The 12,119-nt window shown below is 52.3% G+C and carries 11 protein-coding genes and 1 pseudogene; 6 read left to right on the top strand and 6 right to left on the bottom strand.

Annotated features, from left to right (window positions below):
• Positions 1-837: ABC transporter substrate-binding protein (locus H7A81_RS21025; RefSeq protein WP_182058618.1), on the top strand; the 837-nt coding region annotated here is incomplete at its 5' end.
• Positions 838-956: 119 nt separating this feature from the next.
• On the opposite strand, the gene H7A81_RS21020 is transcribed toward H7A81_RS21025, so the two are convergent.
• From H7A81_RS21020 to H7A81_RS21010, 3 genes are all read right to left on the bottom strand, one after another.
• Positions 957-2,006 carry a PLP-dependent cysteine synthase family protein gene (locus H7A81_RS21020; protein WP_182058617.1) on the bottom strand — a complete coding sequence of 350 codons (1,050 nt, stop codon included), beginning with the start codon at positions 2,004-2,006 and terminating at the stop codon, positions 957-959.
• Positions 2,007-2,111: 105 nt separating this feature from the next.
• The gene (locus H7A81_RS21015; protein WP_182058616.1) at positions 2,112-3,119 is read right to left on the bottom strand and encodes an ABC transporter permease; all 1,008 of its coding nucleotides are present in this window, start codon (positions 3,117-3,119) and stop codon (positions 2,112-2,114) included.
• Between the two features lie 10 nt (positions 3,120-3,129).
• The gene (locus H7A81_RS21010) at positions 3,130-4,203 is read right to left on the bottom strand and encodes an ABC transporter substrate-binding protein (protein WP_182058615.1); all 1,074 of its coding nucleotides are present in this window, start codon (positions 4,201-4,203) and stop codon (positions 3,130-3,132) included.
• A gap of 208 nt (positions 4,204-4,411) precedes the next feature.
• Here H7A81_RS21010 and H7A81_RS21005 point away from each other — a divergent pair, with 208 nt between their 5' ends.
• The gene (locus H7A81_RS21005) at positions 4,412-5,188 is read left to right on the top strand and encodes an ABC transporter ATP-binding protein (protein ID WP_182058614.1); all 777 of its coding nucleotides are present in this window, start codon (positions 4,412-4,414) and stop codon (positions 5,186-5,188) included.
• Here the strand turns inward: H7A81_RS21005 and H7A81_RS21000 are convergent.
• Positions 5,185-6,084 (bottom strand): LysR family transcriptional regulator, encoded by a 900-nt coding sequence (locus tag H7A81_RS21000; protein ID WP_182058613.1) that lies wholly within the window; start codon positions 6,082-6,084, stop codon positions 5,185-5,187. The genes H7A81_RS21005 and H7A81_RS21000 overlap by 4 nt on opposite strands.
• Before the next feature lie 150 nt (positions 6,085-6,234).
• On the opposite strand from H7A81_RS21000, the gene H7A81_RS20995 reads away from it, so the two are divergent.
• The 4 genes from H7A81_RS20995 to H7A81_RS20980 all read left to right on the top strand — a co-directional run bounded on the left by H7A81_RS20995 (position 6,235) and on the right by H7A81_RS20980 (position 11,058).
• The gene (locus H7A81_RS20995; RefSeq protein WP_182058612.1) at positions 6,235-6,753 is read left to right on the top strand and encodes an SRPBCC domain-containing protein; all 519 of its coding nucleotides are present in this window, start codon (positions 6,235-6,237) and stop codon (positions 6,751-6,753) included.
• A gap of 382 nt (positions 6,754-7,135) precedes the next feature.
• Positions 7,136-8,620, top strand: coding sequence for an OmpA family protein (locus H7A81_RS20990; protein WP_182058611.1), 1,485 nt, complete (start codon positions 7,136-7,138; stop codon positions 8,618-8,620).
• A gap of 13 nt (positions 8,621-8,633) precedes the next feature.
• Positions 8,634-10,217, top strand: coding sequence for a hypothetical protein (locus tag H7A81_RS20985; protein ID WP_182058610.1), 1,584 nt, complete (start codon positions 8,634-8,636; stop codon positions 10,215-10,217).
• A gap of 4 nt (positions 10,218-10,221) precedes the next feature.
• Positions 10,222-11,058, top strand: a complete 837-nt coding sequence (locus H7A81_RS20980; RefSeq protein WP_182058609.1) for a hypothetical protein — start codon at positions 10,222-10,224, stop codon at positions 11,056-11,058.
• 17 nt (positions 11,059-11,075) lie between these two features.
• Here H7A81_RS20980 and H7A81_RS20975 read toward each other — a convergent pair.
• Together H7A81_RS20975 and H7A81_RS20970 are read right to left on the bottom strand one after the other, a co-directional pair.
• Positions 11,076-11,640: pseudogene (locus tag H7A81_RS20975) on the bottom strand (class I SAM-dependent methyltransferase).
• A gap of 138 nt (positions 11,641-11,778) precedes the next feature.
• A complete protein-coding gene (locus H7A81_RS20970; protein WP_182058608.1) occupies positions 11,779-11,937 on the bottom strand; it encodes a hypothetical protein in 159 nt (52 codons plus the stop codon).
• Between the last annotated feature and the right edge of the window lie 182 nt (positions 11,938-12,119).

Here is a 12,119-nt window from a genome sequence, read left to right as displayed (position 1 = left end):
GTGGTGGCCGATCAACATAATTTCTTCAAAGCTCACAACCTTGAAGTGGAATTCGTCAACTTTGGCAATTCCACCGAATTATTGCTGGAGTCGATTGCCACGGGGAAAGCGGAAGCCGCCATCGGCATGGCGCTGCGCTGGTTAAAAGCGCTGGAGCAGGGCTTCGATGTGAAACTCACCGCAGGTACGCACGGTGGCTGCATGCGCTTATTAGCGCGCAATGATGGTCCTTCTACGCTGGAGCAGCTAAAGGGTAAAACCATCGGCGTTACCGATATGGCGGGCGCGGATAAAAACTTCTTTTCACTGATGCTGAAAAAGCACGGTGTCGATCCTAACAACGACGTTAACTGGCGTGTGTTCCCGCAAGATCTGCTGCCGATGGTGCTGGAAAAAGGGGAGATTCAGGCAGCCAGCGGTTCAGATCCAATTATGTGGCGCCTTGCGCAGAAGCCAGGCTATCGTGAAGTCGGCACTAATTTGATGGATGACTACGCCAACCTGAGCTGCTGTGTGGTGGGCACGCGTGGCAGTTTGATTCGCGAACAGCCAGAGGTGGCTGCCGCGATTACCCATGCCATCCTGCAAGCGCACGCCTATGCTGCGCAGCATCCCGAAGCGATCGGTAGCGAGTTTAACGGTCAGGCGCTGAATACCACGCCGCAGGAGATCGCCAGCGTACTGAAAACCCATACCCATGGGCACTATTCAGTGGGCAATGCTTTCGTCAAAGAGATCGATGTTTATGCGCGGGATTTGAAGGCCATTAACGTGCTGCGACCAGAAACCGATCCACTGCTGTTTGCAAAGGGTATCACCAGCAATGTGCTGGTATGAGGGGCGGTCTTAGAACGCGTAATCTGATGTAGTGGCGTGATTTATCGCGCATTCATCGAGCAGCGTTGTTGCTCAGGAATGCGCCATAAATGACATCGTGATAAAGAAAACCCGGCGAATCAGGCAATCTTCTGCGATGTCTGAATCGCATTTGCTAGCTTGAAGGTCTCAGCAGGCACCTGATGCGCAAATAACTGTGTCGACAGGTAACTGCTGCCGCCATCCGCCAGCAAAACCACGATGCGCTTGCCGTGATTCTCCGGTCGCGCTGCCACCTGTTCCGCCGCCCATAACACGGCACCCGACGAGTCACCCACCAACACGCCTTCGCTGAGCGCTAGCTGACGTGCCGCTGCATACGCTTGCCAGGTTTCTACGGCGATCACTTCGTCATACACTCGATGATCTAAATTCGTCGGGATGCGTTCGGGCGGCTGATTGCTAAAGGCGTGCACCCCGGTGATCTCCAGCGGTTCCGGACGCAATTCGCTGGGTTGTGAACCCACGCCAGGCTCCACCGCGATCACCTGCAGGCTTGGGTACTGCTGTTTGAGATAGCGCCCGGTTCCCGACAGTGTGCCGCCGGTTCCCACTGCCGCAATAAAGATATCCAGCTTGCCGCCGCTGTCGCGCCAGATCTCTGGCCCGGTGGTCTGAACGTGCACGGCCGGGTTGGCGGGATTCTCCAGCTGCAACAAAAAATGAACTTCCGGCTCCGCAGCGGTGACTTTTTCCGCCAGCCATTTGGTGGCTGCGACAAAATCGCCATTGCTGGCTTCATAAAACTCTCGGAAGCCCTCAATGGTGCTGAAAGGCACCACTTCAGCACCGTAAGCCTGAATCAATTGCGTGCGTTCGATGCTAACAAAATCATTGATATAGACGCGGAATTTGTAGCCCTTAGCGGCGGCAATCGCCGCCAATCCGATCCCGGTATTGCCGCTGGTGGTTTCAACCAGCGTGTCACCAGGCTGAATGGTGCCGTTGCGCTCAGCGGCTTCAATCATGCTGAGTGCGATGCGATCCTTGACGCTGTGATTAGGATTAAACAGCTCCAGTTTGGCGATCAGTTCGGCCTGAATCTCTTGTTGCTGGGCATAACGCGAGAGCCGCAGCAGCGGGGTATTGCCAATCAGTTCGGTGATTGACGAGGAAATTTTTGCAACCATAGTTCACCTCGTTGGTGGAGTAGCCTGCCTGGGCGCCATGATTGACGCCCCTTGAGATGTGGCAACGTTTCTAAAAGGTACGCCTTCAGGCGCATCACCATGCCGTTACCATTTCACCGCGCTGCGCTGCCACGAAAGCAAACGGTCACGCACCAGGAATAACAGGGAGATCAGGGAAGAGAACAGCAGCGCCATCACGATCAGCGCCGCATACATATTGGCGTAGGCCGCCCAGCCCTGTGCCCACTGGAGATACCAACCCAGGCCCGATTTCACTCCCATCATCTCTGCGGCAACCAGCACCGAGAACGACGCGCCCAGCCCCATAAATAAGCCGACAAACAGGTGCGGCAATGCGGCGGGTACCGCCACGCGCAGCACCAGGAACATCGGATTGGCGCCCAGCGTGCGCGCCACATCGTAGTAACGGGTATCGACGCTGGAAACGCCGGACCAGGTCAGCACGGTCACCGGGAACCACGTGGCCAGGGCGATGAGAAATACCGCAGCGGAGAAACTGGAGGGGAAGAAGTAAAGTGACAGCGGCAGCAATGCCGTGGATGGCACGGGACCCAGGAAGCGCAAAATCGGATGTACCCAATAACCGAGTCCTCGCGACCAGCCTATCGCCACGCCGGTCACAAAGCCCACCACGCTGCCGTAGAGAAAACCAAAGGCCAGCAAACGCAGCGAATTGAGCACGCTGTCCAGCAGACGTGGCCAGTCAGTGGCGTAGGCTTCGACCAGTGCGCGCGGCGGTGCAAAGAAGGGAGCGGGCAACAGCGCCAGCTTTCCGGTCACGGTTTCCCACACGCCAATCAGCAGCGCCAGCACAATCAACCACGGCCCGCTACGTTTCAACGGAGCCAGCAGCGCCAGACGCGGAAACACGCCAGAGGCTATTGCCAACACGGTGAGTAACAACGCAATCCCGGCAAACAGTTCATGGGTTTGATCGACAAAGCGCGGGGCAGCAAATCCCTGCGGCTTATCCGGTACCGCCACCATCAGCGCCACTAACGCCCACCATAGCAACAGCGCACCCCAGACGGCGGGTTGCAGGCGGCGCGGTGCTGCACGGTGTTGGGCAATCGTGAGGGTTTCACTGGCCATGACTCTCTCCTTAACTCGACATGTTGCTCATGTGCGCCATGTTACTGGCGTGCTGATGGGCGGATTCGGCGGGCAGCAGTTGCGGCACATAGTGTTCGGCAAACTGCTGCGCATCGGTATCCGGGCGAATCACGTTGATCTTCTTCAACTCCTCAACATAGGTCGCGACTTCACTGCGCAGCTGGGCGCCGGTGGAGTGGTGGTGGTGAGTGTGCTCTTTGAGCATCGCGGTGATGTCCTCCACCGGCACCGAACCTGGCACAAAAGGCTGGAAGATTTTGGCGGTTTCGGCGGGATGATCGGCGGTCCACTGCTGTGCATCCACAATTGCCTGGGTAATGGCCCGCGCGGTGGCAGGATCGTCACGCACCAGCGAACCGCGCAGCCCCAGCACGCAGCAGGTCATGCTGGCGTACTCGCCTTTGAGGTTGTTGTCGACTTCCAGCAGGTTGTGCTGTTTCTTCAGCAGCCAACCCTGTGGGTCATCGGTGGCCAGGGCCTGTACTTCGCCTTTGCGCAGCGCCTCGCCAAACAGATCGGGCGGATACTGCAGCCAATTGACTTGCTTATCCGGATCGATGCCCTGTTTCGCCAGCTGCACCGCGAAGAAGTTACGAATCGGGCTGGCCTGATCGCTGACCGCGACAGATTTACCCACCAAATCTTTTACATCGCGGATGCCGCTGTTTTGCGGCGTCAATAAGCGCATGCAGCCGCCGTGGGTGCCAACGGTCAGGTCGACATCAAATCCTTGCTCCAGCGGTTTTAGCCAGCGCAGCGCCATGCCAATACCACCATCGGCCTGGCCGGTCGCGATCGCCTGCAGCAGGGCATCAGTCGGGCCGCTGAAGTTAACCGGTTCAACGTTAAGGCCATATTTTTTGAAGAAACCCTGCTTCAGGGCAACGGAAATCGGCGCCTGACACACCGCCGTTTGTCCCCACGCCAGTTTGATGGTTTTAAGCGGTTTATCGTCGGCGAACACATTGCTGCTCAGCAATGGATTCACCGCTACACCGGCGCTGAATAAACCCAGGCCGCGCAATAATGCGCGCCGGCTCAGAAAGTATTTTTGCATTGCCATTCTGCTTTCCTTGTCATTAAAGATCACAGGCACTATCGCTTAGCGATTTCCCACCACCAAATAACAATCCCGCATGAGGTCATGCAGTTTTTCTTTATGAAAGATGACGGATAGGTTTGCCGAAAAGGCTATTTCAATCAGGAGAGAGAGACGCTTATGGTTATTTGCTGATGACTGTCGGCACACTATTATTTAGCAGGAGCGAAATATGGCCATGACCTCTGCAGGCGTGAATATTGCTATTGAAAAAGTGAATCACCATTTCACGCTTGAAGGCAGTGACTTACCGGTACTGGAGAATATCAATTTACAGGTGAAGGCCGGTGAATTTGTCGCTCTGCTAGGGCCTTCCGGTTGCGGGAAATCGACTTTATTACGTTTGCTCGCCGGGTTGGAACCTCCAGCCAGTGGTTTGCTAGCGGAAGAGGGGAAAGCCATTACGGCACCCAATCCTTCACGCGTGGTGGTGTTTCAGGACCCCACGCTCTATCCATGGCGCACGGTGTATGACAACGTCGGTCTGGGATTGCAGATTCGCGGTGAGAGCCGCGCAATACGCGATAAACGCATCAACGCGATGCTAGATCGTGTCGGGCTCAAGCAGTTCGCTCGCGCCTGGCCGCATCAGCTGTCTGGCGGTATGGCTCAACGTGCTGCGTTAGCCAGAGCGTTGGTGAATGTGCCGCGTTTACTGATCCTCGATGAACCACTAGGCAAGCTCGACTCGTTGACGCGGTTGCGCATGCAGCAGGAGATTGTTGACCTCTGGCAGGAGCAGCAGTTCACCACGCTGATGGTAACGCATGACGTTGAAGAGGCGCTGGTGATGGCGAATCGTGTGGTGGTGTTCAGCCCAAGACCGGCGAAAGTGGTGGATGTCATTGAGGTGGATCTGCCCTGGCCGCGCCGCCGTGATGATCCGCAGCTGGTGGCGCTGCGCAGCCATATATTGAATCTGCTGGGGAATGAGCAGGCGGCCGCTTAAATCGCCGTAGAGAACAGTAATTCACGCAACCAGCGATGTCCGGCATCGCGGTGCGTGCGTTCATGCCAGACCACGATTTTGTTAAACCCCTGGATCGCTAAAGGAGGAGGCATGACCTTCAAACCAGGTAAATCGTGCGTTAAGCGACGCGGCACCACGCTGATTAAATCACTGACGCGTAAGATCTCAGGTAAGACTAAAAAACTGCATACCGAAAGTGTCACACGTCGTGAACGTCCAATCGAGGCTAACGCCTCATCTGTCACGCCCTTGAAGTTGCCTCCCACGTAGGAAACCAGGGCGTGGTCCTGCGCGCAGAAACTGTCGAGCGTTAAACCTGTCTGCGCAGACAGTGGATGGTCCTCGCGCATGAGACACACATACTCTTCATCGTACAGCGAGCGGGCATGCAGATCGGGTGGGGCACTGTCTGGTGTGATCAACGCGATGTCGATGTCACCCCGTTCAAACTGCGCGGATAGCTGCTCGTTGTTAACGGGCAATACCGCCACGCGGATACCCGGTGCCTGTACCCGTAACGCGGCCATAAAAGGCACAATGACCGCACGCAGGGCATAATCAGTGGCCGCAATCTTAATGGTCATTTCCGCGGTCGCCGCGTCAAAGGCTTTGGGCTGCAACAGTTCTGACACTTCCGCCAGGATGGCCTTCACGGGCTGAGCCAACTCCAGTGCCCGCAGCGTCGGGACAACGCCGCGCTGCGCCCGCGTGAACAGCGGATCATCAAAACACTCTCTCAGACGCGTTAACATGCCGCTGACTGCGGGTTGCGTCAGGGCTAAACGCTCAGCTGCGCGGGTGACGCTGCGCTCATCCAGTAAGGCATCCAGCGCTTTGAGCAAATTGAGGTCGAGGTTGCGGATATCGGTTTTCATCATCTTCCGGCGATGGCGGGGCAATACCTCATCATACGCTGCCACCAGATATCACGAAAACGTATATCAAAAATAAATAATGGCGATTGGTCTTATTTCATAGGGAGTCAGATACTTCACCCACGATTTATTCACGGTGAGACGAATGAAATGAAAACGAATGGGATTAACTGGCCAGAAGGATTTGTACCGGGCTTTAGCGATAATTACTGTTCCAACGAAGTGATCGTTGCAGGTTTGAGTACCCAGGATATCTGGCCTTTGCTGAACACGCCGTCACTCTGGCCGACTTATTATCAGAACTCGGCGAATGCGCGTTTCTATGACAACAAAGGCCCCGAACTGGCGCAGGGTGCCCGCTTCTATTTCGAAACCTTTGGCTTCCCGGTGGAAGCGCAGGTCACCGAGTACTTAGCACCCGAAGCGGGTGAAGCCGCCCGTGTTTCCTGGCACGGTTGGGCGGGTGAAGTGGGCAGCGACGACCGTTTAGACGTTCTGCATGCATGGCTGATTGAAGATCTCTCTGACAATCGCGTGCGCATCCTGACTCAGGAAACGCAAAACGGCAAACCGGCGGTTGAGCTGGCGAGCGCGAAACCCAATCCGATGATCAACGGTCATCAGGATTGGCTGGATGGACTGGTCGCGGCTGCGAAAGCGCGCAAATAATCCCTTTTTTTGCGCTAACGCGATGCAATGGGTTTAGATAGTTATGGTGGCCGCACTACCAGCATTTTGACTCATTAACTGGAGCGCTATCGTGTTAGTGGGGGATAAGTCATTACTTTGCGCTGCAATTGAGTGATTGTGGCGTAAATTATTCTAAAATTGACTAAATGCAGTAATTAAACTTATGATATTAACGGATTTCCCATCTCTCAATTTTCGCTTCACTCGCCCATCTCATTGAATATAATAATTAAGACATTCGCCACTAAAGTTGTTACGCTCTTAGCCGATATCAACCAGTGAATATTTTTTACCAATTCTACGTATCTCAATAAATCATTTTCCCTCCAGACGAGGGAGATTTTTCAATCAAGGATTTGATGTGAATTTACCCTTTTCTAAAAAGGCAGCATCCGTTTTGATTGCTGCTTCACTCGCGACCAGCTGCGCCTCTATGAATGACTTTGCACGAGATTACGGTACTGCTGCTGGCTGTATTGGCGGCGCTGCGCTGGGTGGAGGTATCACTTATTTGGTCACGCACGATGCGAAAAAGGCATTAGTTGGGGGATTGGCCGGTGGCGTCGCGGGTTGCGTGGTCGGTAATGTGTGGCAAAACCGCGAGCAGGCGTTAGCGAAGATCGCGCAAGAAGAAAAAATCCGCATTAGCACTCAAGCGCTGAAAGCTCAGCAAAATAGTAAACAAGATCAGGTCGGCATTGTTGCGCAAGTTGAAGATGGAACAATGTTCAATGTTGATAGTGCAGAACTGACAAGTAGTGGTTTGCGCCAGGTACAAAAAATAGCTGCGGCCATGAAGGGGGGACAGCAAGATAACAGCGCAGTTCTGCTGGTCGTGGGTCATACCGATGCCAGCGGAAATGCTGGGTATAATCAGCAATTATCAGAAGCACGTGCCCACAATGTTGGCCTGGTGCTGGAGCAAAGTGGTATTAAAGCCAGCCAGCTCTATTTCCAGGGAGTAGGATCATCGCGCCCTCTGGCAGATAATGATTCAGCGACTGGTCGCGCTCAAAACCGCCGTGTTGAAATTGTTGCTCTGGCAAATGAATCATTACTCCGTCAGCGACTGGCGCAAGAAAGCAACAACCCTCTGTATTTACAGCACAGCTCGGCGGTTGATAGCCGGCTGGCCCGGACTGAAACGCCGCGTAAAAAAGCCCATCCTGACAATAAAGCGAAAGCAGCATCCCCCACTTCTGAAGCGGTCAAATCGCAGGAGCAAGATCAGGTCACTCAGCCAACTCAAGCGATTGCCGAAAGTAACCCCGCTAACTTTATTGATTTTGGGGGTAAACCCACCTCCTCACGTGTAACGGGTCTGGCGAGTAATTTAAAACCGCTATCGCAGGGTTTTAGTCTTATAAGCCAGGCGCAGGCGAGTAGTGTCACGGGGAGTTGCCTGACAGACCTGCCGCGAGTCAGTGGGCTGGCTAAGAATTTAGCGACGGGTCAATCTATTGGGCAGCACGATACTCGCGAATATCTCCCGAATATGAATGGACGCGCATGGGCTGGATTGGTCAACGGTAATCTTGTGACGTTGAGTCCAGTTTTTGTGCTGAAGGAGGGCGCACAAATTACGCGCAATCCACAGGTCTTTGTGACGCCAAAATATGCCCAGGGAAACAGAAAAACATTGCCTGGCATGACGGGTGTCGCCAATAGCTGGGAAGGGGAAGATAGCATTCTTTATCGGGTTTACATCGAAGATGCGCAGAAACAACCGGTTTCATGTGTTGATCTTCTCATACCTAAATCAGGCCAACCCGCTAAGCAGGGCCAGCTTTTTTATAGTAATCATCGTCAGCCGTGGCTGGCTGAATACGCGCCTCAGCGTGGATAAGGAATAAATCATTATGGAAATTTTAGATACTGTGTTGCAGGCGATTGCGACTTACCGTTATATCTTTTGGCCATTATTTGGTCTGATGGCATTGACCATTATTACCATTAAGTGGTGGGAACAAGTCCGTTATTTCTTCCTCAATTTAGCTTGTGCTTTACCTTTGGTGGGACATATTACTCGTCTGGCAAAAAGTCATGAGTCTCGTCGCATGGGGACCGGCGGACTCGTGTGGCATCCTGCTGAGGAAGCACTGTGTGGCAAATTTTATCAGTATTACAGCATTTCCAACCGCGATGCCGATTTCTATCTGCGTTGTGTTAATTACCTAAATAAGGTCGACGAGCGCGGGCGTAAGCCTACCAGCATTGTCTTGTGGTTGTGCAGTATTGCCCTTGTCATTCTGGAAGCGTTCATTTTTGCTTTGGTGCTGTCACCCTTTATTGCCAACAATATTTCGGCAAATCAGGCTGAGTTATCAGCGATTGTCGTTTCGGTCCTCATTGGGGTGATTTTGGTACCGGCCACACACCTGATGGGTACCCAGCTTCACAAAAATACCCTGCTCAGTAAGATTCGCTATTGGCATAAAGAAGCAAAGCTGGAACACCAGGCTGAAGCACTGGTAAAAGACAATCGCATTTCTCTGGAAAATAGCCGTATTGATGATGATGCGCCCGGCTATTTGCAGATGCTTAACCGCGTGCGCCACGGTATCGGCGCCAAACCAGAATATGTGCAAACGATCGTTACACTGTTGTTGATCGTGACGTTTGCTGTGGGTGCCTACTTCATCCGCGCCGCAACCATTAATGCTGCTGAAACACAGGCGGTGAATGGTACCCCGTTTAGTCAGACGAGCACTGTTGCCACTAACGCTTCGCCTTTCGAATTGCCTCAGCAAGCAGTCGATGATAATCAGCAAGCGGATAAACAAGCAGCGAAAGAAGTGAGTGACAATCGCGTCTTTGCTTCCAAACTGACGTTTATTATTTTGTCTGTCATTTTTATTGGTGTGCAAATTATCGGTATCTTAATTGGTTATTACCGATCATTAGTGGGCATTGAATCTAAGTTGGCTGCGAAATACATCGGCAATTTTAGTAGTTCTGAAGAGTTCGCTGCCTGGTATGCCATGCAACGTGAACGTGTAGAGCGTGATGCTCAGGACAAACTTGCTAGCCTGCAAAATCGTATGGCAATGCAGAGAGCCAGTAGTGCCAGTGTGGCTCAGAGTGAAGTGCGCACCTTTGACGATTACGTGCGCGGAAAAATGCGTGACAAGGCATTAGCGGATGACGAGCACCAACAGTTTAATGCCACGCGTCCTGTCTACAAGCCAGAGCCGATTATGCATCAGCATGAGCCGATTTTAGTTGCGCCAACCGCACCTCCCGCTCCTGTGGCTGCAACGCTAGAAATCCCAACGAATCCAGTGACAAATACCGATTACAAAGCGCAAATTGCAGCTCTGGGTGACCTTACCCTGCTTAATGATGAAGAATTACAGCTACTGGCTGACGATCTTGATCTCCCGTTAGATGGCTTGTTAAATCGGCGCAAAGTGCAATTGGTTTTGAATAAAGCACGGGGTTGAACAGGTGAAATTCATCACAAGTTGTTTTCTGTTGCTGGCGAGTTTGAGCGCTTTAGCTCAGGCGGCAGACCGTAATGATATTCCGAGCTGTTATGATTATGCTCATCTTAGCCAGTATCGCCCGGCCAGCAGTGGCCGGGAATTGGTCGTAATCATCGATCAAACTGTGAAAGTCCCGCTGGAGATTAAAAACGCTAGCTGGCAGCAAATTCTGCGGTTTACACAGCCGGGTGATCGCGTAGTGCTCTATCAGTTCTCGGCCTTGTTGCAGAATAATTTTATGCAACGCTTGTTTGATGGTCGGCTAGAACCTTTACTCACTGATAAAGCCATCCGAGACAATCAGGGTATGGAAAGCCTGAAGAACCTGGATAAATGTTTGGCAGAGCAGCGACAGTATTTTGCAAAATCTTTCGGCGGACTGATGGCGAAAAGTTTTGCTGAGAAAGGAGACAACATTGCGAAGAGTGAAATTCTCGATAGTCTGAAACGTGTTAGTCAGGATTTGCAATCTGACGCGTCTACTTCACGTACGCTGTTCCTTATCTCAGATATGCTGGAAAACAGCGCATTCGATAGTTTCTATCGTAATAACGCGCTGCGTTTGATCTCACCAGACAAAACATTGCAGCAGGTTAAACAACAACATTTGCTGGCCGATTTCGCGGGTGCCAAAATTTTTGTTGCCGGGGCGGGCCTCATTGATACGGATGCGAAGAACAACTATCGTTCTGGAAAAATTCTCCAACAGCTTGAGGCTTTCTGGCGCGACTATTTCACCGCATCAAATGGGGTGCTGGTGAGTTTCGGCGCGCCGGCACTTAATGTTGAACTGCAATAATTTATTTGAGTCTGTTTTTAATGATGTGCGGCAGCCTGGCACCGATAAACAAATGCCGGTGGCAGGTTGCGCATCACGCGCGTGCGCGTCCAGTAAAAGTGCTGTGATAACAGTGGCTCCGACAGCGGTGTATATTGAAATTGCACAAACACGCCACCGGAAGTCAGCGCCCGGCTGATTTGCGTCAAAATCCCTTTCGCGCAACGCCTGCGGTAGGGATAGCAGCGGTAAACCTGAGAAAATGGCATCGTAGCCGGTGCCTAACGTTTCTGCGGAATCAGTGTGCACCGTCAAACGCAGATCGTTGAACGCATTAAGCTTATGGGCTAATTGCGGATTGATTTCATATGCTGCCAGCGTTGCATCGGCTCTCATGCTATGCAGTAAATGACGCGTCAGCACACCATCGCCAGCGCCGAGTTCCGCAATCCGTTGCGTCTGCTGCCAATCTACGGCTTCAGACATGGTGCGACACAGCGCGGAAGAGGAAGGTGCGATAGAACCAAAAGCGCGCGGGTTGGCGAAAAATGCCTGTAAATAGCGGGTTTTTTCTTTGAGTAATGAATACGTCGTTGTGATCACGATTATTACCTCCGGGTTATTGGAGGTAATTCAACCATTAATTTCTTAAGCAAAGCTTAAAGCCGTATTCTTTTATGACCAGATGACAAACTTGTCATGATAAAGAAATGTCCTGGTATAAGTTCAGTTAAATCTCCCTCATTGCAAGGGTTCTGAGCCTTTTAATTGGGTTTCCATAAAATCAGTCACATGGTGCATCCAGCATCGCATACCAAACAGATCCAGGATTAATCCGCTCCAAACCAGCGCCACACAAACCAGTAAAGCTAAAGCGATATAATAAGGGAATGCTGACATAAATCCGTCCTGGACATTAAAACATGCATGGCGCGACAGTATTCTATAAATGGAGCACGCCAGCAACCTAAATAGAATTTTTCGCCAGGCTTACACAACGCGATAAGAATTTCTGGTTAATTTGTGTAATACAGATGCGTTAAATTTCCCCCCACCGCAGATGCGCAGTAGGGGGCAATTTA

It is taken from the genome of Pantoea sp. ME81 (assembly GCF_903970985.1).
In the GTDB taxonomy this organism is placed as follows: Bacteria; Pseudomonadota; Gammaproteobacteria; order Enterobacterales; family Enterobacteriaceae; genus Pantoea; species Pantoea communis.
Note: the sequence above shows the minus strand (reverse complement) of the source record. Positions and strands in the feature narration are given on the sequence as shown.